Consider the following 22,729-nt stretch of genomic DNA (forward strand, 5'->3'; position numbering starts at 1 on the left):
CCGCCGCCGCGCCCGCTCGTGCCGGCCGGTGTGCCCGGCCGGTGCCAGCCGGTGCCAGCCGGTGCCGGCCGGTGCCGGCCGGTGCCGGCCGGTGCCGGCCGGTGCCGACGTCTACCGGCCTGTACCGGCAAGGCGCGCGTGCGCGGTAGCGTTTCGTCCGTGCACTTCGTGATCATGGGATGTGGCCGTGTCGGCGCCACCCTCGCCCAGTCTCTCGAGAACCGCGGCCACTCGGTCGCCGTGGTCGACCAGAACCCCGACGCCTTCCGACGGCTGTCCGCGGAGTTCTCCGGCAAGAAGGTGACGGGGCTGGGTTTCGACCGGGACACCCTGGTCCAGGCGGGGATCGAGGACGCGTACGCGTTCGCCGCGGTCTCCGACGGGGACAACTCCAACATCCTCGCTGCCCGCGTGGTCCGCGAGACCTACGGCGTCGACAACGTCGTGGCCCGCATCTACGACCCGCACCGCGCCGAGATCTACCAGCGCCTCGGCATCCCGACCGTCGCGACGGTCCGGTGGACCTCCGACCAGGTGCTGCGCAGGATGCTCCCTCTCGGCGCGACCGACGAGTACCGCGACCCCTCGGGGCAGGTCCGGCTCGCGCAGACCGACTTCCACCCCGAGTGGGTCGGGCGCTCCGTGGCGACGATCGAGTCCGCGACCGGAGCGCGCGTCGCGTTCCTGGGCCGGTTCGGCGAGGGCGTCCTCGCGACCCCCAGCACCGTCCTGCAGGAGAACGACGTGCTGCACGTGCTCATGCGCGCTGCCGACGCGCCCACGGTCGAGCGCCTCCTCACGCACGCCCCCAAGATCGAGGAGAACTGATGCACGTCGTCATCGTCGGAGCCGGTTCCGTCGGGCGCTCGATCGCCCGCGAGCTGCTCAGCCACGACCACGAGGTCATGATCATCGACAAGCAGCCTGCCGCGATGCGCGTCGCGCAGGTCGCCGACGCCGACTGGCTCCTCGCCGACGCGTGCGAGCTCTCGACCCTCGCCGAGGCGAAGGTCGACGAGTGCGACGTGATCGTCGCGGCCACGGGCGACGACAAGGTCAACCTCGTCGTCTCGCTCCTCGCGAAGACCGAGTTCGGGGTCCCGCGAACCGTCGCACGCGTCAACAACCCCAAGAACGAGTGGATGTTCGACGAGTCGTGGGGCGTCGACGTCGCAGTCTCGACGCCCCGCATCATGACGTCGATGGTCGAGGAGGCCGTCGCGGTCGGCGACCTGGTCCGGATCTTCACGTTCCACCAGTCGGGCGCGGACATCCTCGAGCTCACGCTGCCGCCCGACTCGCCGCTCATCGGCACGCGCGTCGGCCAGGTGGCCTGGCCCCAGGACACCGTGCTCGCGGCGATCGTCCGCGGGACCCAGCCCATCGCGCCGAGCATCGACGACACGCTCGAGGTCGGCGACGAGCTGCTCATCGTCACGGGCCGCGACGTCGACGAGGCCGAGCTCCTGCGGATCCTGATCAACCCGTCGCCCGACGAGGGCACCGGGATCATCGACGAGACGACCGGCCTGCCCGTCTGAGCCGGCGCGGCTCCGCTCGGGCCTTCGGACCTGGGGAGGGGCGCGGCCCTGTCAGCGGCTTCAGACGCTCGCGGGGGCGGCGTCCGCGTGCGGGCGGCGGACCAGCAGCCACGTCAACCAGAGCGTCAGCGCCCACAACGGGATCCCCATGACGAGGCGGGCCGTGCCGAGCCAGGCCACCGCGTCCTCCCCGGCCATGAACAGGGGGACCTGGACGGCCAGGCGCACGGCGAACATCCCGACCCACAGCCACGTCGCCAGCGCGTAGCGGCGCATGAGCGCCGCGTCCCCGCGCCAGCGCTGGGCCCACGCCCGGAACGCGCCGGGAGCCGGCTCGTCCTGGGCGTCCTCGACGCTGCCGACCCTGCCCTCGGCGCCCTCCCCCGGGGCGACGGACGCTCCCGAGGCGGTGGCGCCGTCGGGCACGTCGCTCGCCGCGACCGCGGCCTTGACCTTGTCCCCGTCCGTCCACCCGCTGCGCAGCGCCTCGACGACCAGGCCCACCACGGGCCACCGGACCAGCACCGAGACGGCCATCGCCACCAGGTAGGCCGCGTTCGTGAGCAGTCCCGCCGCGTAGTAGTTCTGCGCCTCGCCCGAGCGCCACGCCCACAGCACGCCGATCGCGACGCCCAGGAAGCCCCCGAACGCCTGCGTGACGGGCGTGCGCTGGACCAGGCGGGCCGCCACGGCCACGAGCGCGACCGCGACCGACGCGATCAGCGCGGGACGCAGGGTGTTGCCCGTCACGATGAACACGACCACGAACACGAGGCCCGGAGCCATGGACTCCACGAGCCCGCGCACCCCGCCGATGGTCTCGGCCAGCGAGAACGACTCCCCCGCCAGGGCGCGCACGCCTCGGGCGGCCCCCTCCTCCGGTGGGACGACGTCGTCGATCGCGTCGGCGACCTCCTCGACCTCCTGGGCGGGGTCCACCGGGCCGCGCTCACGCGTGGGCTCGTGCGTCATGTCGTCTCTCTCGCCAGCAGGAAGGGTCACGGACTCACTCGCCTGCGCGGGGGCGCAGCTCGTAGCGGGGGTTGAACATGGTGCGACGGCCCGCGATCTCGCAGACCAGCCCCTCGACGCGCACACGCCGACCGGGCTCGACGCCCGCGATACGACGGCGGCCCAGCCACACCAGGTCGAGCGAGCCCGACCCGTCGTAGAGCTCGGCCTCGACCGTCGGCACGCCCTCGCGCGGGCGCAGGATGACCGAGCGCATGACGCCCGAGACCGTCGCGCGCTTGCGGTTCGCAAGGTCGGAGACGGCCGAGCACCCGACCTGGCTGGCCGAGTCGTGACGCTCCTCGTCCGCGGCGATCTCCTCCTGGGAGGCCAGCACGGAGTGCAGTGCCTGGCGCAGCGTCATGGTCAGCGCCTCTCGGTGATCTCCGGCCCGCGCGTGAGCGGGTCGAAGGCGGGGAGCGAGGGAGCCGCCCCCTCCGGAGCTGCCGCAGGCCGCGGTGCCTGGCCAGGCAGGTGCATCGCGAGCAGGTCGCGCGGGGGGCGGGCGTTCTGGTCACGGACGACGACGATGTTCGCGAAGACCGACTCGAGCAGCCGGGCCGCCTCCGGGTCCGCTGCGGCCTTGCCCGTCAGGACCCCCCGCAGGAACCAGCGCGGACCGTCGACGCCCACGAACCGGGCCGCACGGAAGCCCTTCTGACCGTCCGGGCCCGTCGCCGGGAGCTTCGCGAGCAGCTCGCGACCGAACGTCCCGGGGATGTCGTCGACCGTCCCGCCCTGCTGACGGACGGACTCGGCGATCTCCTCCCGGATCTCGTCCCAGATGCCCATGGTCTTGGGAGCCGCGAACGCCTGGATCTGCAGCGCGGAACCGTTGACCGCCACGGCGGCCCCCGTGATCTTCTGCGTCTTCTTGTCGACCTCCATGCGCAGCTCCATGCCCGGGACGCCCGGCAGCCAGATGGCCCCGAGGTCCGCACGAGCACCGAGCTCGCTCACCTGCGAGGAGTCGAACGGGCCGCGAGCGCCCGCCGCGGGCGCGACAGGCGCCGGGGTCCCCGGGGTGTCGACCGCCTCTGCGGTCTCCTCGGTCCCGGAGCCCTCGGCGGCGACCGCTTCGTCGCTCGACTTCTGCGACGCACTACGCCGGAACAAACCCACGGACGTTCTCCTTCAGCTCTTCGCCGCGTCGACCATCGACCACGGCTCGTTCGGGACGGCGAGACCGACCCCTGCTCCTACCACCCTAGACCGGTGCGCCGCCCGCGTGACCGTCCTCGGCCACGGGCGAACACCCCGGCATCGCGGGGCTCACTGCGCCGCGACCCACCCGCCGCTCGACCCGAACCCGCCCTCGCCGCGGTGCGAGCCCGGCAACCGCTCGGCCTGCAGGAAGCGCGCGTGCTCGACCCTCTGGACGACGAGCTGGGCGATACGGTCCCCCCGGCGCAGCACGACGGGGACCTGTGGGTCCGTGTTGTGCAGGATCACCTTGATCTCGCCGCGGTACCCCGCGTCGACGGTGCCGGGCGCGTTGACGATCGTCAGACCGTGCCTGGCTGCGAGGCCCGAGCGGGGGTGGACGAACGCGGCATACCCGTCGGGCAGCGCGATCGCGAGCCCGGTCGGGACCGTCGCCCGGCCCTGCGGCGCGATCTCCACGTCCACGGTCGTCACGAGGTCCGCACCGGCGTCGCCCGGGTGGGCGTAGGCGGGGACCGGGGTCACGTCGTCGAGGAGCTGGACCAGCACCTCGACGTCGCCCGGTCGGGCGGGCACGGGGGCGAGGGCGGTCGGGGCCGCCGGTTCGTCGATGGGCACCCGCAGAGCCTAGTCCGCGGCGGGCGGACCCGCGAACACCCGGACAGCAGGCCGTGCTCCCGCTCCCTCCCCACGCACGGCGAGCACGTCGGAAGGACCTGGGATGATGGGCACATGCCTCAGCCTGCCCCTGCCTACAGCGAACGCCTGTTCCCCGGTCCGGGCGGGTGGTCCGCCGCCGCCGCCTTCGCCGTCATCCTCGGTGTGGCGCTGTGGCCCGTCGACGACGTGCTGTCGATCAGCACGGCGGTCGTGGCCCTCGTGGTGCTCCTCGTGCTCGCGTGGTGGACCTCGCCCGTGGTCTCGGTGTCCCCCGGCCCCGACGGCCTTCCTGTCCTGCGCGCCGGTCGGGCCACGATCCCGACGTCGCTCCTGGGGTCCGTCACGGCGCTCGACCGCACGGCCATGACGCGCGAGCTCGGGCCCTCGCTCGACGCCCGTGCGTACGTCTGCCTGCGTGCCTGGGCACGAACCGGTGTGCGCGTCGAGCTCGTCGACCCGGCCGACCCGACCCCGTACTGGCTCGTCTCCACCCGGCACGCGGCCGACCTCGCCGCGGCCCTGGCCGCGAGCGCCCCCGCGGCGGGCGCAGGGACGGGCAGCGCGTCCGACGCCGGGCCGTCCCCCCGCTGAGCCCGCCCCCCGCTGACCCCGGACGCGCGGACGGCCGCCACCCCTCGAGGGGTGGCGGCCGTCCGTCGTTGGGGCTCAGGCCGTCAGGCCGCGCACTCCGAGCAGATCTGCTGCCCGTTCTTCTCGTACGCGAGCTGGCTGCGGTGGTGCACGAGGAAGCAGCTCGAACAGGTGAACTCGTCAGCCTGTCGAGGCAGCACGCGGACCGAGAGCTCTTCGCCGGAGAGGTCCGCGCCCGGGAGCTCGAACCCTTCCGCAGCTTCGGTCTCGTCTTCGTCCACAACGCCCGAGCTCTTGTCAGAGCGACGAGCCTGCAGCTCTTGGATCGAGTCCTCGCTGAGATCCTCTTCGCTCTTGCGGGGGGCGTCGTAGTCAGTTGCCATCTGTGGGGTCACACTCCGGAACGTCGTGGTCGAACATGGGGGTCGTTCGGTCCGGCGAAGGCCGTCGAACAGGCACTCCGTAGGACGTGTTGCTGGACGTCCTGACTGGTGTACGCGGTGTAATGCTCAGCCACCAGGAATTGTTCCCGGGGGCGAACGGATTCTGCACCATTTACCGCCCCGGCGCATCCCCGACGCGAGTGGTCCTCGTCACCCCTCACCAGGCCCGACGGGTTCCCTCACGGGGCGCCGTCGGAATCGGCACCAGCCGCCTCCAGGACCACGACCAGGTCTGACACGGCCTGCGGCGCACCGGCGACCGTCATCTCGACCCCGGCCGCCCGCCCGCGCAGCCCCGTCACCGTGGCGCCCGCCTCCTGCGCGACGAGCGCTCCCGCCGCGAGGTCCCAGGGGTTGAGGCCGCGCTCGTAGTACAGGTCCAGGCTGCCGGTCGCGACGAGGCACAGGTCGATCGCGGCCGAGCCGAGCCGACGGATGTCCCGCACCTGCGGCAGCACGTCCACCAGCACCCGCGCCTGGTGGCGCCGCCGGTCGGCGTCGTACCCGAAGCCCGTCCCGACGAGGGAGGTCGCGAGCGGGCCCGCGGGGTTGACGACGACGGGCTCGCCGTCGAGGGTCGCGCCGGCGCCGAGCCCGGCCGTCCAGGTCCGGCCGTCGACGATCGAGTGCACGGCGCCCGCGAGCACGGTCCACTCGGCCGGGTCGGGCGGACCGGCCACCACGGCGACAGAGATCGCGTACGAGGCGACCGAGTACAGGTAGTTCACCGTGCCGTCGATCGGGTCGATGACCCAGGTCAGCCCGGACGTGCCCGCCGACGCCCCCTCCTCCTCGCCGAGGATCGCGTCGTCGGGCCGCTCGCGGGCGATGATGCGCCGCAGCAGGGCCTCGGACTCGGCGTCCATGGCCGTCACGACGTCGACCGCGCTCGACTTGGTCGCGGCCACCTCGACGTGCTCGGGCCGGCCGTCGCGCACGAGTGCCCCGGCCTCCCTGGCCAGGCTCTCGGCGAGGGCTCGCAGACCCGCGATCGTGACGTCGTCGGGCAGGCGGGGGTCATCGATGAAGAAGGTCACGCCTCACATCCTGCCCGACCCCGCTCCGCCCCGACGACCCGACCACGGGCCGGGGACGGTCCAGCCGAGCCGCAGCGAGACCAGCCGGAAGCCGAAGATGAGCGCGATCGTCGCGAGCTGGGTCCACCCCGTGAGCCAGCCCTCGCGCCACAGGACCGCCGTGATGAGCGCCCCCACGATCGCGGGCACGGCGTAGAGCTGGCGGTCCTGGAGGATGAGCGGCGCCTCGCTCGTGAGCAGGTCGCGCAGGATCCCGCCCCCGATCCCCGTCAGGGTGCCGACGATCACCGCGGCCATGAGGCCCACCCCGTAGTCGAGACCCTTGGTCGTCCCGACGATCACGAACAGCGCGAGCGCCCCCGCGTCGAGCACGACGATGCCGCGCCGCATGCGTTCCAGGCGCGGGTGGAAGAAGTAGATGACCACGCCCGCGGCCAGCGCCGCCACCACCAGACGCCAGCTCGAGATCCCCACGGGGGGCGTCGCGCCGATCAGCACGTCGCGCAGGATCCCGCCGCCCAGGCCTGTCGCCCAGGCCAGCACGAGCACCCCGAAGATGTCGAAGGACTTGCGGATCGCGGACAGACCGCCGGACAGTGCGGCGCAGAACACAGCGCCCAGCTCGAGGACGTCGTCCATCGGGAACTCGATCACGGGGAGAATCATCCCAGCAGACCCCGGAACGCGGCACACCGAGCCGCCTGCGCCGCGACGGCGATCCGGGATGGCACTCTCGGGAGTGCAGGCCCACCGGCGACGAGCCGGTCTGCACGGCGTTGGAGGATTCATGAACGAGCTCGAGCTGGTGAGGTTGCACGAGGACGGGGAGACCCTCGTCCTCACCGGGGCCGACGGTGCGCGGTTCACGCTGCCCATCGACGACGCGCTGCGCGCCGCGGTGCGCCGCGACCGCACCCAGCTCGAACAGCTGCGCGCCCAGGCCCCCGGCGTCCTTCCCGTGCGCGAGATCCAGTCCCAGCTGCGCGCTGGGCACAGCGCCCGGGAGGTCGCCGAGAAGGCGGGCATCCCGATCGAGCAGGTGCGCCGCTTCGAGGGGCCCGTGCTCGCCGAGCAGGAGTTCGTCGTCGAGCAGGTGCGCAAGAACCGCCTCGGGCACGACGAGTCCTCCCCCACCCTGGGCGAGCTCGTCACGGAGCGGCTGACGGCCCGCGGCGTCGAGCCCGAGGACGTCGAGTGGTCCGCGGCCCGCCCCCACGGCGCGGCGTGGACCGTCACGGCCCTGTTCCTCATCGGGGACCGCGCCCGCAGCGCCCGCTGGTCCTACGACCCCTCGTCCCGCTCTCTGCACGCGCTCGAGGACGAGGCCCGCTGGCTCTCCGGGGCCATGCCCGAGGAGGAACCCGTGCGGGGCGTGCGGGGCGCGATCTTCGATCACGCGGCGCGCGGCGGCGGGCAGGCCCCGTCGGCGGCGTCGCCCGAGCGAGGTCCGGACACCGAACGGTCCGAGGGCCTTGCGGACGTCCCGGTCGTCGAACCCCTGCCGCTGCACGAGGACACGACCTCGATCCTCGACGACCTGAGCCAACGACGCGGGGTGCGTCAGCACCGCGACGACGACCCGGCGCTCTTCGAGGGCTTCGGCCCGCCGCAGACGTTCGACCTGGGTGACCGGTCCTCGCGCCGCGACGACGCGCGCGGCGACGAGGAGTCCGCGGGAGCCAAGGTCATCACCCTGGGTCAGGTCGGGCGCCAGGGAGCGCACCACCGGCCCGACGACGGCGCTCACCCGTCCCGGTCGGCCCGCCGTGACGCGGGCCAGGACGAGAGCCAGGACCCGGCCGAGGAGCCTCCCGACCAGGCCGCGCGCGACGCCCACCCCGCGGGGTCGGGCCGCCACGAGCACCTCTCCAGGGACGACCGGTCGACCGACGTCGGGTCCGACGAGCACGCACCGGTCGGCACCGCGCGCGCCCACCGCGACGACGCCGAAGAACGCAGCCGACCCGCGACTCCCCCGGCCGAGCCGCGGCGCAGCGGGCGCAAGCCCCGCGCGAGCGTGCCCAGCTGGGACGAGATCGTCTTCGGGGCCAAGCCCGAGCACTGACGAGCGACCGCGGGCGGGCCACCGCCCGCCCGCGTCGCCGCGGTCGCCCTCAGCCCGCCGCCGGGTCGTCCGACAGGTCGAGCGCCAGACCGTCCCCGCTCGTCGAGCGCAGCCGCGCCGACGCGGAGGTCATGCGCCGCATGTGGTGCCGTCGGCACAGGACCTCGTACGCGACCTCGCTCGCGCTGTCGGTGTCGCCCACCACGACCTGCGCCCCCTCGACGACCATCCAGCCGTCGACCGTGCGCGCGTTGTGCGTCGCACGGGCGCCGCACCAGCACAGCGCCTGGACCTGGAGCACCTCGACCCGGTCGGCCAGCTCGATGAGCCGCGCCGAGCCCGGGAACAGGTGCGAGCGGAAGTCCGCCGTGATGCCGAACGCGAAGACGTCGATCTCGACCTCGTCGACCAGGCGAGCGAGCTGCTCGACCTGGGTCGTCGAGTAGAACTGCGCCTCGTCGCAGATCAGGTAGTCCACGGTCTCGCCGTGCCGACGCGCGTCGACCACGAACGACCAGAAGTCGGTGTCGTCTCGGACCTCGTGCGCGGCGACCTCGAGGCCGAGGCGCGAGGAGAGCCGGTCCGTCCCCGCACGGTCGTTGCGGGAGAACTTGAGCCCCGTGCGGCCCCGCGCCGAGTGGTTGTGGTCGAGCTGCAGGGCGAGGGTGGACTTTCCGCAGTCCATCGTGCCGGAGAAGAAGACCAGCTCTGCCACGGTCGTGGGCCTTTCGTGTACGGGGAAGGTCCCCGGAGGGCGCCCGGGCGCGGGGCGCGGGCCGGGCGGGACGGGAGTCCCGGTCAGGTGGTCGTGGCGAGCAGGGGGACCTGCATCTCGGTGCGGGTCAGCGACCCGTGGACGCCGACGAGCTGGAGGGACGCCGCCGTCTGGGTGCGCGAGTCGACGACCGTGGCACGGCCACGCATCGCGACGACCACGTCCCCGATCGCGGGGAGCACGTGGTCCGCGACGGGCCCGAACCAGCCCGCGGCGATCGCGTCCTCGCGCAGCGCCACGATCGCCTGGTCGCCCAGGACCGACGACCAGCGCGCCGCGACCGCGGCGGCCTGGTCCGCGCGGGCGTAGACGTGCACCGCACGGGGCTCGCCGCCCACGAGCTCGACGCCGCGCCCCAGCTCCGGGGTCTTCGCGACGTCCCAGCGCTTCGAGCGGTCGACGTCGACCATGCCGTGGTCGGCCGTCACGATCAGCAGGGTGCAGTGCGGCAGGGACCGGGCGAGGCGTCCGAGCTCGCGGTCGAGGTCCGACAGCGCGTCGCCCCACTGCCGCGAGCGCCAGCCGTGGTGGTGACCGGCCTTGTCGACGTCGCCCCAGTAGAGGTAGACGATCCCGGGGGCCGTGAGCTCGAACGCCACGGTGTCGACGCGGTCCGCGATGGACTCGGCCGCGAGATAGCGTGCGCCGCGCAGCGCGGCCACGGTCATGCCCGAGCCCGCGAACCGGGCGGGGCCCACCGACGAGACCTCGAGCCCGGACTCGGCGAGGCGCTCGAGCACGGGCGGCTCCTGCTGCAGGGTCCGCGGGTCCGCGGCGCCCTCCCACGAGACCATGTTCGCGAGGCGGCCGGAGACCGAGTCACGCTGGGTGTAGCCCAGCATCCCGGTGCGACCGGGAGAGGTTCCCGTCCCGAACGTGCCGATCGCCGCGGCCGTCGTGCTGGGGAAGCTCGACGTGAGGACTCGGGAGGAGCCCAGCAGCGACCGCAGGAACGGCGCGTGGCCGGCGCGCTCGGTGAGGTTCTCGTGGCCCAGGCCGTCGACCAGCACGACGCACACGCGGTCGGCGGCGGGCAGGCCGAGGTCCGCGCGGGCCTGGAGGGAACGCGTGCCGGTCGAGGTCGTGAGGTCCACGCCGAGGGCACCGGCGGCGCCGGGCAGCACCGAGCTCAGGGCGAGCCCGTCGTAGCGCGGCGCGAGCAGCCCGTCCGGGAGGACCTCGGGCAGGACCGTCACCGGCTCGCCCGGCCCACGCCGTGGGCCGTCGCGGCCGACAGTGCCCTGGCGAACGCGAGGGCGTTGCGCACCGCGTCACGGCCCTCTGCCTCGGCGCTCACGCGCACCACGATGTCGTCGGGCGTGATCTGCCCCGTCAGACCGTGGTCCGCCTCGCATCCCGGGTCCGGGCACTGGGCCGGCTCCAGGTCCACCCGAGACACGGCCCCCCAGCCGATCGCGAGGGTCACCTCGATGGGCGGCGTGCCGCTGCGGTGCTTCTCCGGGTCCACGACCACGTGCGAGAGCGAGACCGAGCGCAGCTCGGTGATCGGCACCGACTCGGTGGTCGCCGCGGCCGACGCGGACGGGTTCTCGCTGTCCGCGGGGTGGTCGTCGACGTGCGCGGTGATCAGGCGGGTCGGCGTGAGGACCAGGACCGTGAGGTGGCGACGGACCTCGACGTCGAACGTCGTCTCGACGTAGACGAGGTGGGACACGAGGTCCTCACCGGCGATCGCGACGTCGAGCACGTCCTGCACGAGCTCCGGGTAGTAGCCCGCGCGGCGCAGCTGGGAGGTCAGGTCGGTCCGGGAGGGGGATTCAGCAGATGGCACCCGCGCATTCTCCCACCGTGCGGCGCGGCGGGGCCAGCCCGCCCGCGCACCTGTGGACGGCTCAGCCCGGGAGCGCACGCCGCAGGGCGTCGGCGCGCTGCGCGCCGGCCACCTGGACACGCGCGCTGAGGACCGCGGCGCCGTGCTCGGCGACCACGACCGGGTACAGCTCGACGCTGCGCAGCTCGGGCAGCTCGTCCGCCATGAGCGACATGCGCGCGAGCAGGTCCTCGATCGCCGCGGTGTCCGCCACGGGCGCCCCCATGTAGCCGAACAGGCGCGGCGCAGCGCGGATCGAGCGCACCATCGTGGCGACGTCCACGTCGGTGAGCGGGGGTACCCCGTAGCTCACGTCGCCCAGGAGGTCGACCGCGTCGCCCGCGAGACCGAACGAGACGACCGGCCCGAAGAGCTGGTCCTCGGTCGAGCGCAGGACGCACGCCACACCCGCGCCGGCCATGCGCTGGACCTCGAACGGCGCGGGGCCCGTCGGCCGGTCGGCCGCGGGATCGGCGTCCGGGTCGCGGTCCTCCCCCGGTGCGGTCCGCCCGGGGTTCCCCGCGGGCAGCACGGCCGCGAGCGAGGCCCGCATCTGCCCGACGTCGTCGCGCAGCTCGTCCTCGTCACCGATGTCGAGGCGCACTCCCCCGAGGTCCGCACGGTGGCGGAGCGACTCGGCGGTGCTCTTGAGGGCGACCGGCCAGCCGATCTCGTGCGCCGCCGCCACGGCCTCGTCGGCCGTCCGGACACGGCGCGAGGGCCACAGCTCGATGCCGTAGGCCGCGAGGAGCGCGGACGCCGTGTCCGCGTCGAGGTCGACCACGGAGTCCCCCGCGAGCGCGCCCTCCACGATCGCCCGCGCACGGTCCGAGTCGACCCCCGCCGGGCGTTCGACCGTGCCGTGGTCGGCGTCGCGCCAGCGCGCGTACCCCACGACCGCGCCGACCGCCGCGACCGCGTCCTCCGGGGTCGAGTAGGCGGGCACGTGCAGGCGTGGCCCGTCGGGGTCGGCCGGGTTCTGCGCGCTGAGCTCGGTCGCCAGCCCGTGCAGCCCCAGGACGCTCGCGACCGTGGTGCGCCCGCTCGCCGCGGCGGCCCGGGCGACGGCCCGCGAGACCGTGCCGACGCGGGGTCGGACGGTGGGGACGTGCACCGCGACGACGACGTCGCACGCGTCGGGGGCGTAGAGCGCAGCGACCGCGCACTCGATCTGCTCGTCGTCGGCGTCCTCGGGCAGGAAGGTCGAGCGGTCGGAGACCACGAGCCCGGCCGAGACCACGGCCTCGGCGACGAGCGCCGTCAGCGCTGCCGAGGACGCGAGGATCCCGATGCGCCGCCCGGTCGGCAGCGGCTGGTTCGCGAGGAGCTGGGCGATGTCGACGAGGTGGTGGGTGTTCTCGGCGTGGATCACGCCGGACTGGCGCAGCATCTCGTCGAGGGTGCGCCGCGGGGCACGGGTGGAACGCACGGCGTGCCCGGGCGGCACGACCTGCCCCGAGCGTCCGGCGGTCACGACCACGACGGGCTTGACCGAGGCCAGGCGGCGCGCGATGCGCGAGAACTTGCGGGGGTTCCCGATCGACTCGAGGTACAGGCACACGACCGAGGTCTCGGGGTCGTCCTGCCAGAACTGCATGAGGTCGTTGCCCGAGACGTCGGCGCGGTGCCCGGCGGACACGAACGACGAGATGCCGATGCCGCGGCGCAAGGCCGTCGCCAGCAGCGTCACGGCCGTGGGCGCGGACTGGCAGAAGATCCCGATGCTGCCCGCGGGGGGCACCTCCTCCGCGAGGCTCGCGTTGAGCCGGTGCCCGGCGTGGGTCGTCAGGAGCCCGTACGTCGCAGGGCCGACCACGCGCATGCCCGCGGTGTGCGCGGTGCGCAGGAGGTCGCGCTGGAGCGCGAGCCCGTCGGGACCGGTCTCGGCGAACCCCGCGGAGAGCACGACGACGGCGCGCACCCCGAGGCGTTCGAGCTCGGCCGTCGCGGCGATCGCCTCGCGGGGAGGCAGCGCCAGGAGCGCGAGGTCGACGGGCCCGGTGACGTCCGCGATGCGGTCCCTGAAGCGAACCGAGGGCGCGGCGGCCTCGTGGTCGAGCTCCTCGACCAGCTCCTCGACGAGCTCGGCGGCCACGGCGGCGTCGTGCAGGTGCCCGTGCGCGGAGCCATGACCGTGCTGGTCGTCCCGGCCGTCGTCGACCGGGCTCGGGTCCCCTCCGCCGTGACGCTCCTCGCGGTGCTCGCCACCGGGCAGGAGTGGGGGCTCGGGGCCGCGGGGCGCGGCGATGCCGACCACCTCGAACGTCCCGTCGCCCGGGTCGCGGAGCGCGTTCGCGAGCACGCGCTCGGCCAGGAGCCGGTCCGCGGTGCCGGGCGGCGCCGTCGGGCCGGGACCCACGAGCAGGACCCGGCGGGCCGTGAGCAGGCCGTGCATGGACCGGGCCTCGGCACGGTGCTCGCGGTCCGCCATGACCTCGCGCGAGCGGTCCGTCGGGTCGAGGTCGACGCTCACCGCCACGATCCCGTCGTCGACGTGCTGGCTCACGACATAGCCGGCCTCCTGGAAGACCGCGAGCATCTTGCCGTTCTGCGGCAGCACCTCGGCGGTGAACCTGCGCACCCCTCGCTCGCGGGCCGCGGCAGCCAGGTGCTCCAGGAGCACCGACCCCAGCCCGCGGCCCTGCTCGGCGTCGGCGATGTTGAAGGCGACCTCGGCCTCGTGGGGGGTGACCTTGTCGAAGCGCGCGACGCCGATGATGTCCTCGCGCAGGTCCTGGCCGACACGCTTGACGGCCACCAGCGCCACGCGCTCGGAGTGGTCGACGACCGTGAAGCGTTCGAGGTCCCGGTCCGAGAGCCGCTCGATGTTCGCGAAGAAGCGCAGGTAGGTCGAGCGCTCGCTCTGGCCCATGTGGAAGCGCTGGAGCGCCGGGGCGTCGGAGGGCCGGATGGGGCGGACGTGCGTCGTCGTACCGTCGCGCAGCACGACGTCGGCCTCCCACTCGACCGGATACTGGTCCGGGTGCGGCGCCGGGTCAGGGTGGGCCGGGACGTCGTGTCCGTTCACCCGCCCTAGGCTACTGGTCGGAGCGACCCTGGTCAGCGGCGCGCCCGGCGCGCGGGAGAATGAGGGCCCGGATGTCGGTGGGCCGCGCTACCGTTCGCCGACGAGCACTCGTGCCCGGCCGTCCGGCCCGCCGACCGCACTGCCGACCGCACCGAAGCACCCGACCCATCGACCCGCAGGAGCCCGACGACCCATGGCGCGCAGACCGTCCGCCTCGAAAGCCCCGCTCGACCCGAGCGAGGTCCACGAGAAGATCATCGACATCGACGTCACGACGGAGATGGAGGGGTCCTTCCTCGAGTACGCGTACTCGGTCATCTACGCCCGCGCCCTGCCGGACGCGCGCGACGGGCTCAAGCCCGTCCAGCGCCGCATCCTGTTCCAGATGTCCGACATGGGCCTGCGCCCGGACCGCGGGCACGTGAAGTCCGCGCGCGTCGTCGGCGAGGTCATGGGCAAGCTCCACCCCCACGGCGACACCGCGATCTACGACGCCCTGGTGCGCCTGGCCCAGCCGTTCTCGCTGCGCCTGCCGCTCGTCGACGGGCACGGCAACTTCGGGTCGCTCGACGACGGGCCGGCCGCGCCGCGCTACACCGAGGCGCGGCTCGCGAGCGCCGCCATGGCCATGACGGTCGGGCTCGACGAGGACGTCGTCGACTTCATCCCGAACTACGACAACAAGCTGACCCAGCCCGAGGTCCTGCCCTCCGCGATCCCCAACCTGCTCGTCAACGGCGCAGCGGGCATCGCGGTCGGCATGGCGACCAACATGGCGCCGCACAACCTGGTCGAGGTCGTGGCTGCGGCGCAGCACCTCATCAAGCACCCCACCGCAGACCTCGAGGCGCTCATGCGCTTCATCCCCGGGCCGGACCTGCCGGGCGGCGGCAAGATCGTGGGCCTCGACGGCATCCGCGACGCCTACCGCACGGGCCGCGGCTCGTTCCGCACCCGGGCCACCGCACGCATCGAGAACATCACGGCCAAGCGCAAGGGCATCGTCTTCACCGAGCTCCCCTACCTCGTCGGGCCGGAGAAGGTCATCGAGAAGATCGCCGAGGGCGTGAAGTCGAAGAAGCTCGTCGGCATCACCAACGCGACCGACCTGACCGACCGCGCGCACGGGCTGCGCCTCGTCGTCGAGATCAAGACGGGCTTCAACCCCGAGGCCGTGCTCGAGCAGCTGTACAAGGTCACGCCGCTCGAGGACTCGTTCGGCATCAACAACGTCGCGCTCGTCGACGGCCAGCCCCGCACGCTCGGTCTGCGCGAGCTCCTCCAGGTCTGGGTCGACCACCGCATCGACGTCGTCCGTCGTCGCAGCTCCTACCGCCTCGCCAAGCGCAAGGAACGCCTGCACCTGGTCGAGGGTCTGCTGCTCGCGATCGTCGACATCGACGAGGTCATCCAGGTGATCCGGTCGAGCGACGACGCCGAGACGGCGCGCACCCGCCTGCGCGAGGTCTTCGACCTGTCCGACCCGCAGGCCGAGTACATCCTCGAGCTGCGGCTGCGGCGCCTGACCAAGTTCTCGCGCCTCGAGCTCGAGAAGGAGCAGGAGGCGCTGCGCCTGGAGATCGCCCAGCTCGAAGAGATCCTGGGCGACGACGCCAAGCTCCGCGCGGTCGTCTCGGCCGAGATGAAGGAGGTCGCGAAGGTCTACGGGACCCCGCGACGCACCATCCTGCTCGAGTCCGCGGGAGCGTCCCCCACGTCCGCGCAGGGCGTCCTGGGGACCATCTCGGCCGTCCCGCTCGAGGTCGAGGACACCCCGTGCTGGGCGCTGATGTCCGCGACGGGGCTCCTGGCACGCACGGGCGACGCGACGGAGCCGGGCACGGGCGGGCGCCGCCACTCGCACGACGCCCTGAACTGCGCCGTGCTGGCCAGCGTGCGCAGCGACGTGGGGCTCGTGACGAGCAAGGGCCGCGTCGTACGGCTCTCGGTGCTCGACCTGCCCGCCCTCCCCCCGACCGACGGCGCCCCGAGCCTGTCCGGCGGCGTGCCCCTGAGCGAGATCGTGAGCCTCGAGGCCGGCGAGAAGCCGCTCACGATCGTCTCCCTCGACCCCGACGCGCCCACGCTCGCGCTCGGCACCGCGGGCGGCGTCGTCAAGCGCGTCATCGCGGGCGACATGCCGACCAACCGGGACTCCTGGGAGGTCATCTCCCTCAAGGAGGGCGACGCCGTGGTCGGCGCGGCCCCCGTGACGGACGCGGACGAGCTCGTGTTCGTGAGCTCCGACGCGAGCCTGCTGCACTTCGACGCGTCGGCCGTGCGCCCTCAGGGACGCAGCGCAGCCGGCATGGCGGGCATCAAGCTGGCCCCGGGCCAGCAGGTCACGTTCTTCGGCGTGATCGACGCCGCGAGCCGCGACCTCATGACGGTCGTGACCGTCGCCGGGGCCTCCGACGCGCTACCGGGCACGCAGGCCGGCTCGGGCAAGGTCACGCCGTACGAGCTCTACCCCGGCAAGGGGCGCGCGACGGGCGGCGTGCGTGCCCAGCGGTTCCTCAAGGGCGAGGACACGCTCATCCTCGCGTGGGTCGGGCGCGGCCCCGGCCGGGCCGTCGGTTCCGCCGGTCAGCCCGTCGAGCTGCCACCCGTCGACCAGCGCCGCGACGGCTCGGGCGCGCCGCTCGACGTGCCGATCACGGCGATCGGCGTCGGCTGAGCCTCCCGTCCCTGGGTGGACGACCGTGGGGTCGACCGGGTCCTCCGGTCGACCCCACGGTCGTTCGCGTTCCTGCGGGCTCTGCGCAACCGCCCGCTCAGGCCGACCGCGCGCCCGACGCCCCGCCGGCGACGGACGACGACCCGCCGGAGACGCCCGCTGCGGACCCGTCCTGTGCGTCCCGGCGCAGGATCCCGACGACGAGCAGCGCCTGCCCCGCGAGGTAGGTGAGCATGACCCAGAACCCGGACGAGAACGGCCCCGGGACCTCGAAGCCCGGCACGAAGGCCCCGAGCGCGATGAGCGCGTCCGAGACGAGGAAGATCGCGCCCCCGACGCCCGCGACCCGGTCCACGCCGGTCGACAGCACCGCCATCACGGTCAGGCACACGCCGTAGACCATGACCGGGACGAGCAGCGCGCCCGCGTGCGGGGCGCACACCGCGACCAGGGCCCCGAGCGCGATCCCGTAGGGCACGAGCAGGAGCGGACGGCGCAGCAGGCTCGCCCCGCGGCGCGGCCAGAACGCGACCGCGTACGCGAGCTGGGCGAGCAGGAAGAACCCGACCATGGTCAGGAAGGAGACGTCCCCGCTCGACAGGTCCGGCGCGCTGTCGCCGAGCCACGAGAAGCCCAGCGCGACGATCGTCCAGCGCACGAGGCGGGACCGTCGGCCACCGGCCGTCGCCGCCCACACGACCAGCGCGAGCAGCGGCATGACGAACCACTGCGTGACCTCGGCGAGCCGCTCGGCCCCGGCCAGGTGCGCCCCGAGGTGCACCGCCGAGAGCAGCAGGAACGCCCCGGCCGCGAGCGCCGCGGGGCGCCGCCTCAGGAGGGTGGACGGGACGGGGGCGTGCGAGACGCGCGAGATCGAGGCAACCACGGTGTTCCCTTTCGAGGCGAGGGGCACCCGGGTCGCGGGTGTCCCAGCAGCGTGGCACCGTTGCCACGCCGGGCTGGGAACACGGTAGAGCCTCAGAGCTCGATCGAGTACATCCGTGAGCCGTCCTTCTTCTCGTAGCCGAGGCTCGCGTAGAGCCCGTGCGCACCCGAGGGGTTCTCGGTGTCGACGTCGAGCTCGGCGTAGTCGATGCCGCTCGCCCGGTACGCCGCCATGCCCGCGCTGAGCAGCGCGACCGCGATCTTGCGTCCGCGGTAGGCCCGGCGCACGCCCAAGGTCTCGGTGTAGCCGCTCGAGTAGCCCTGCACGGGCCAGTCGTGCTCGTAGCGTCCCGACAGCAGGTACCCGGCCACGACCGGACCCCCGCCCGTGCTCCCTGCGGGAGCGACGTCGTCGGGCAGGCTGCCCTCGCCGGGCGAGCCGTCCACCGATGCGGGCGAGTCGTCCCCGACGGCGGGCGAGTCGTCCACGACGAGGACGCTCCACCCGGGGGCGAACATGCTGCGTCCGTGCACCCAGGACTCGGGCGTCGCGGGCTCGCTGCCCCAGTGGTCGCGGAACGCGTCGTTGTGCGCGAGCCGCGTGGCCTCGTCGAGCTCGGGCGACCACGGCACGAGGCGCAGCCCCTCGCCCAGCGTGACCTCCGGTACCGGGAGCGACAGGTCGCGCCGCAGGTTCGAGTAGAAGCGGTTCGCGGTGAAGCCCGCGGCCTCGAAGAGGCGGCACTCGAGCTCGTCGTCGTCCTGGGCGTAGCCCGCGATGCGCGCGGGCAGCTCCTTGCCCGAGGCCGCGAGAAGCTGACGAGCGCGCGCCGTCGACCAGGCGATGACCTGGCGACCGACGCCCCGGCCTCGCCACTGCGGGTGGACGGCGCCCTGGACGAACGCCCGCACGACCGTCGTGTCGCCGGGGCGGGTGTCGACCGACGCGTAGGCGCGCGGCTCACCGTCCGCGTCGAGCCCGACGAGGGTGTCGCGGGGCAGGTCGCGCCAGTCGCCCTCGAAGATCTCCTCGGTCTCCTCGAGCGCGGTGCGGTACGGGTGCTGGTCGTGCTCCTCGACGGCCGCGATCAGGCCGAAGAGCGCAGGCGTGTCCTCGACGGTCAGCGGCCGCCACGTGAGCCCCTCGACGTGCGGGACGGGCACGACGTCGGGCGCGGCGACGCGCTCCGCGATCGGGGCGAGGGGCTGACGGGCGGAGGGTGCTGAGCTCATGGGCACCACGCTAGGGGCGCGCGCCGGACGCGGCACCCTGTTTTGCCGGACGCCCCGGCGGCACGCGCTCCCCCGGCGCTACAGTTCCGTCCATGTCCCACGACGCCGCCGACGCCCGATCCGCCGCCTTCGCCGACGCCCTGCGCACCCGCGTGGTCGTGGCCGACGGCGCCATGGGGACCATGATCCAGGAGCAGGACCCGAGCCTCGAGGACTACCAGCAGCTCGAGGGCTGCAACGAGATCCTCAACGTCTCGCGCCCCGACATCATCGCGGCCGTGCACGACGCCTACCTCGCGGTCGGCGTCGACTGCGTCGAGACCAACACGTTCGGCGCCAACTGGTCCAACCTGTCGGACTACGACATCGAGGACCGCATCCGCGAGCTCGCCGCCGCGGGCGCACGCATCGCCCGCGAGCGCGCCGACGCGTGGTCGACCCCCGAGCAGCCCCGCTGGGTCCTGGGCTCCATGGGACCCGGGACCAAGCTGCCGAGCCTCGGGCACACCACGTACGCCAACCTGCGCGACACGTTCGCCGAGCAAGCCGCGGGACTGCTCGACGGCGGCGTCGACGCGATCCTGGTCGAGACCAGCCAGGACCTGCTCCAGGCCAAGGCCGCCGTCAACGGCTCGCGCGCCGCGATGCGCGACGTCGGGCGCTCGGTGCCCGTCATCGTGCAGGTGACGGTCGAGACCACGGGCACCATGCTCATGGGCTCGGAGATCGGCGCGGCCCTCACGACGCTCCAGTCGCTCGGCGTGGACGCGATCGGCCTCAACTGCGCCACGGGACCCGCCGAGATGAGCGAGCACCTGCGCCACCTGTCCAAGCACGCCGAGATCCCCGTGACGTGCATGCCCAACGCGGGCCTGCCCGTGCTGGGCAAGAACGGTGCCTCCTACCCGCTCACGCCGAGCGAGCTCGCCGCGGCGCACGCCCAGTTCGTCACCGAGTTCGGACTGGGCCTCGTGGGCGGGTGCTGCGGCACCACGCCCGAGCACCTGCGCCAGGTCGTCGAGGCCGTCCGCGCCCGGCCCGTCACCCCGCGCAGCCCCGCGCGCGAGGTCGGCGTCGCGAGCCTGTACTCGCACGTCGACTTCGACCAGGACGCCTCGTTCCTCGCGATCGGCGAGCGGACCAACGCCAACGGGTCCAAGGCGTTCCGCGAGGCCATGCTGGCCGAGAACTGGGACGAGTGCGTCGCGATCGCGCGCGCCCAGACGCGCGACGGCGCCCACCTGCTGGACGTGTGCATCGACTACGTGGGGCGCGACGGCGTCGCGGACGCCCGCGCGGTCGTCTCGCGGCTCGCGAGCGCCTCGACGCTGCCGCTCGTGATCGACTCGACCGAGCCGCCCGTGATCCAGGCGGGGCTCGAGCTCATCGGCGGGCGCGCCGTCGTGAACTCGGTGAACTTCGAGGACGGCGACGGTCCGACGTCGCGCTACGCGCGGATCATGCCGCTCGTCAAGGAGCACGGCGCCGCGGTCATCGCGCTGACGATCGACGAGGACGGCCAGGCCCGCACGGCCGAGGCCAAGGTCGCGATCGCCTCGCGTCTCATCGACGACCTCGTGGGCACCTGGGGCATGCGCATCGAGGACATCGTCGTCGACACCCTGACCTTCCCCATCGCGACCGGGCAGGAGGAGACGCGACGCGACGCGATCGAGACCATCGAGGCGATCCGCGCGCTCAAGGCCGCCTACCCGGGCGTGCACACCACGCTCGGCGTCTCCAACGTGTCGTTCGGGCTCAACCCCGCCGCGCGCGTCGTCCTCAACTCGGTGTTCCTGCACGAGGCCGTGGAGGCCGGGCTCGACTCCGCGATCGTGCACGCGGCCAAGATCCTGCCGCTCGCGAAGATCCCCGACGAGCAGCGCCAGGCCGCGCTCGACCTCGTGTGGGACCGCCGCGAGTTCGACGCCGAGGGGAACATGACGGTCGACCCCCTGGCCCGCCTGCTCGACCTGTTCGCGGGCGTCGACTCGGCGTCGCTCAAGGATGCCCGCGCAGCCGAGATGGCGGCCCTGCCCCTGGGCGAGCGCCTCGAGCGACGCATCGTCGACGGCGAGCTCAAGGGGCTCGACACCGACCTCCAGGCCGCGCTCGACGAGGGCTGGAAGGCCCTCGACATCGTCAACGACCACCTGCTCGAAGGCATGAAGGTCGTGGGCGAGCTGTTCGGCAAGGGCGAGATGCAGCTCCCGTTCGTGCTGCAGTCGGCCGAGGCCATGAAGACCGCCGTGGCCTACCTCGAACCGCACATGGAGAAGTCCGAGGACGCGAACGGCCGGTCCAAGGGCACCATCGTGATCGGCACCGTGCGCGGCGACGTGCACGACATCGGCAAGAACCTCGTCGACATCATCCTGACCAACAACGGCTACACCGTGGTCAACATCGGCATCAAGCAGCCCGTCGCCGCGATGATCGAGGCCGCCGAGGCCCACGACGCCGACGTGATCGGCATGAGCGGGCTGCTCGTGAAGTCGACCGTCGTCATGAAGGAGAACCTCGAGGAGCTCAACGCCCGCGGGTACGCGCAGCGCTGGCCCGTCCTGCTGGGCGGCGCGGCCCTGACGCGCACGTACGTCGAGGACGACCTCGCCGAGGTCTACCAGGGCGAGGTCCGCTACGCGCGTGACGCGTTCGAAGGCCTGCGACTCATGGAACCGCTCGTCCGCGTGGCGCGGGGAGAGGCGCGCGACGCCGTCGGGCTGCCTCCCCTCAAGAAGCGCCGGCACGCGACCGTGACCGTGACGCAGACGCCCGAGGAGGACCTGCCCGCCCGCTCCGACGTCGCGGCCGACAACCTGGTCCCCGACCCGCCCTTCTGGGGGACGCGCATCGTCAAGGGCATCCAGCTCGCCGACTACGCGGCGTTCCTCGACGAGCGCGCGACGTTCATGGGGCAGTGGGGTCTCAAGCCGGGGCGCTCGTCCGGTGCGGAAGGCGCGGCCGGGGCGTCGTACGAGGAGCTCGTCGAGACCGAGGGGCGCCCGCGCCTCAACGCGTGGCTCGAGCAGATCCGCACCGACGGGATCGTCGACCCGTCCGTGATCTACGGGTACTTCCCGGTCTGGTCGGAGGGCAACGACGTGGTCGTCGGGCACCACGACGGGCCCGACGGCGGCTCGGGCGGTCCGGTGGGGACCGAGCGGTTGCGCTTCACGTTCCCCCGGCAACGACGCGACCGTCACCTGTGCCTCGCGGACTTCGTCAAGCCGCGCTCGTGGGTCGAGGAGACCGGGCGCTACGACGTCCTGCCCGTCCAGCTCGTGACCATGGGCGACACCGTCGACGTGCACACGGCCAAGCTGTTCTCGGCCAACAAGTACCGCGAGTACATGGAGCTGCACGGCCTGTCCGTGCAGCTCACCGAGGCGCTCGCCGAGATGTGGCACTCCCGCGTGCGCTCCGAGCTGGGGTTCGCGGGCGAGGAGCCCGACGACGTCCAAGGGATGTTCGACCTGAAGTACCGCGGGGCGAGGTTCTCGTTGGGGTACCCGGCGTGCCCCGACATGGAGGACCGCCGCAAGGTCGTCGAGCTGCTGAAGCCCGAGCGGGCGGGTGTGGTGCTGTCCGACGAGCTGCAGCTGCACCCGGAGCAGTCGACGGACGCGTTCGTGTTCCACCACGCTGAGGCGAAGTACTTCTCGGTGTGAGGTCCGGCTGAGGCTCGTCTGGCCTGCTCAGCGCCGTTCATGCGGGTCATACCGTGCGAGGATGTTCGTTCGTTCACGTAACGTGGCCTCGCCGGTCGCCGTTCACCATAACCAAAA

General features: G+C 73.3%; 19 protein-coding genes. 6 read left to right on the forward strand and 13 right to left on the reverse strand.

The genetic code is table 11. From position 1 onward, the window contains the following. Positions 1–174 precede the first annotated feature (174 nt). Both ACZDYF_RS07320 and ACZDYF_RS07325 read left to right on the forward strand, forming a co-directional pair. Entirely contained in the window at positions 175–828 is a 654-nt protein-coding gene (locus tag ACZDYF_RS07320; RefSeq protein ID WP_191792101.1) for a potassium channel family protein, read from the forward strand. Beyond that, positions 828–1,541: a potassium channel family protein gene (locus tag ACZDYF_RS07325; RefSeq protein WP_191792048.1), complete on the forward strand. Its 714-nt coding sequence runs from the start codon at positions 828–830 to the stop codon at positions 1,539–1,541. The genes ACZDYF_RS07320 and ACZDYF_RS07325 overlap by 1 nt, the downstream gene beginning before the upstream one ends. A gap of 60 nt (positions 1,542–1,601) precedes the next feature. On the opposite strand, the gene ACZDYF_RS07330 is transcribed toward ACZDYF_RS07325, so the two are convergent. The 4 genes from ACZDYF_RS07330 to dut form a co-directional block, all read right to left on the reverse strand. Next, the gene (locus ACZDYF_RS07330; protein WP_475055089.1) at positions 1,602–2,513 is read right to left on the reverse strand and encodes a DUF3159 domain-containing protein; all 912 of its coding nucleotides are present in this window, start codon (positions 2,511–2,513) and stop codon (positions 1,602–1,604) included. A 34-nt stretch (positions 2,514–2,547) separates the two neighbouring features. Further along, positions 2,548–2,916 carry an OB-fold nucleic acid binding domain-containing protein gene (locus tag ACZDYF_RS07335; protein WP_138824289.1) on the reverse strand — a complete coding sequence of 123 codons (369 nt, stop codon included), beginning with the start codon at positions 2,914–2,916 and terminating at the stop codon, positions 2,548–2,550. A 2-nt stretch (positions 2,917–2,918) separates the two neighbouring features. Beyond that, positions 2,919–3,674: a DUF3710 domain-containing protein gene (locus ACZDYF_RS07340; protein WP_475055092.1), complete on the reverse strand. Its 756-nt coding sequence runs from the start codon at positions 3,672–3,674 to the stop codon at positions 2,919–2,921. A gap of 150 nt (positions 3,675–3,824) precedes the next feature. Continuing rightward, positions 3,825–4,328 (reverse strand): dUTP diphosphatase, encoded by a 504-nt coding sequence (dut, locus tag ACZDYF_RS07345; protein ID WP_475055496.1) that lies wholly within the window; start codon positions 4,326–4,328, stop codon positions 3,825–3,827. Positions 4,329–4,448: 120 nt separating this feature from the next. Here dut and ACZDYF_RS07350 point away from each other — a divergent pair, with 120 nt between their 5' ends. After that, the gene (locus ACZDYF_RS07350) at positions 4,449–4,967 is read left to right on the forward strand and encodes a DUF3093 domain-containing protein (protein ID WP_475055094.1); all 519 of its coding nucleotides are present in this window, start codon (positions 4,449–4,451) and stop codon (positions 4,965–4,967) included. 83 nt (positions 4,968–5,050) lie between these two features. On the opposite strand, the gene ACZDYF_RS07355 is transcribed toward ACZDYF_RS07350, so the two are convergent. The 3 genes from ACZDYF_RS07355 to ACZDYF_RS07365 form a co-directional block, all read right to left on the reverse strand. Next, complete coding sequence (locus ACZDYF_RS07355; RefSeq protein ID WP_030152516.1) at positions 5,051–5,350, reverse strand: DUF4193 domain-containing protein; 300 nt, start codon at positions 5,348–5,350, stop codon at positions 5,051–5,053. Positions 5,351–5,589: 239 nt separating this feature from the next. Continuing rightward, positions 5,590–6,447, reverse strand: coding sequence for an inositol monophosphatase family protein (locus tag ACZDYF_RS07360; protein ID WP_475055096.1), 858 nt, complete (start codon positions 6,445–6,447; stop codon positions 5,590–5,592). Between the two features lie 3 nt (positions 6,448–6,450). Continuing rightward, positions 6,451–7,101 (reverse strand): trimeric intracellular cation channel family protein, encoded by a 651-nt coding sequence (locus ACZDYF_RS07365; protein ID WP_307824109.1) that lies wholly within the window; start codon positions 7,099–7,101, stop codon positions 6,451–6,453. Between the two features lie 133 nt (positions 7,102–7,234). On the opposite strand from ACZDYF_RS07365, the gene sepH reads away from it, so the two are divergent. After that, positions 7,235–8,512: a septation protein SepH gene (sepH, locus tag ACZDYF_RS07370; protein WP_475055098.1), complete on the forward strand. Its 1,278-nt coding sequence runs from the start codon at positions 7,235–7,237 to the stop codon at positions 8,510–8,512. 49 nt (positions 8,513–8,561) lie between these two features. Here the strand turns inward: sepH and ACZDYF_RS07375 are convergent, their stop codons facing one another. The 4 genes from ACZDYF_RS07375 to ACZDYF_RS07390 all read right to left on the reverse strand — a co-directional run bounded on the left by ACZDYF_RS07375 (position 8,562) and on the right by ACZDYF_RS07390 (position 14,146). Continuing rightward, on the reverse strand, positions 8,562–9,227 hold the full coding sequence (locus ACZDYF_RS07375; RefSeq protein ID WP_191792042.1) for a thymidine kinase: 666 nt from the start codon (positions 9,225–9,227) through the stop codon (positions 8,562–8,564). 83 nt (positions 9,228–9,310) lie between these two features. Then, positions 9,311–10,483 carry an alkaline phosphatase family protein gene (locus ACZDYF_RS07380; protein WP_475055100.1) on the reverse strand — a complete coding sequence of 391 codons (1,173 nt, stop codon included), beginning with the start codon at positions 10,481–10,483 and terminating at the stop codon, positions 9,311–9,313. Next, positions 10,480–11,079 carry a DUF5998 family protein gene (locus tag ACZDYF_RS07385; protein ID WP_191792040.1) on the reverse strand — a complete coding sequence of 200 codons (600 nt, stop codon included), beginning with the start codon at positions 11,077–11,079 and terminating at the stop codon, positions 10,480–10,482. The genes ACZDYF_RS07380 and ACZDYF_RS07385 overlap by 4 nt, the downstream gene beginning before the upstream one ends. Positions 11,080–11,140: 61 nt before the next feature. Then, positions 11,141–14,146, reverse strand: coding sequence for a bifunctional acetate--CoA ligase family protein/GNAT family N-acetyltransferase (locus ACZDYF_RS07390; RefSeq protein ID WP_475055102.1), 3,006 nt, complete (start codon positions 14,144–14,146; stop codon positions 11,141–11,143). Between the two features lie 193 nt (positions 14,147–14,339). Between ACZDYF_RS07390 and ACZDYF_RS07395 the strand changes: the two genes are divergently transcribed. Continuing rightward, positions 14,340–16,823, forward strand: a complete 2,484-nt coding sequence (locus ACZDYF_RS07395) for a DNA gyrase/topoisomerase IV subunit A (RefSeq protein WP_475055104.1) — start codon at positions 14,340–14,342, stop codon at positions 16,821–16,823. Positions 16,824–16,920: 97 nt separating this feature from the next. On the opposite strand, the gene ACZDYF_RS07400 is transcribed toward ACZDYF_RS07395, so the two are convergent. Together ACZDYF_RS07400 and ACZDYF_RS07405 are read right to left on the reverse strand one after the other, a co-directional pair. Then, positions 16,921–17,709, reverse strand: a complete 789-nt coding sequence (locus tag ACZDYF_RS07400; RefSeq protein ID WP_475055105.1) for a lysoplasmalogenase — start codon at positions 17,707–17,709, stop codon at positions 16,921–16,923. Between the two features lie 92 nt (positions 17,710–17,801). Beyond that, positions 17,802–18,941: a GNAT family N-acetyltransferase gene (locus tag ACZDYF_RS07405; RefSeq protein ID WP_475055107.1), complete on the reverse strand. Its 1,140-nt coding sequence runs from the start codon at positions 18,939–18,941 to the stop codon at positions 17,802–17,804. Between the two features lie 92 nt (positions 18,942–19,033). On the opposite strand from ACZDYF_RS07405, the gene metH reads away from it, so the two are divergent. Beyond that, positions 19,034–22,612, forward strand: coding sequence for a methionine synthase (metH, locus tag ACZDYF_RS07410; protein WP_475055109.1), 3,579 nt, complete (start codon positions 19,034–19,036; stop codon positions 22,610–22,612). The last annotated feature ends 117 nt before the right edge of the window (positions 22,613–22,729 follow it).

This window comes from Oerskovia sp. PE-21s, from assembly GCF_056158145.1.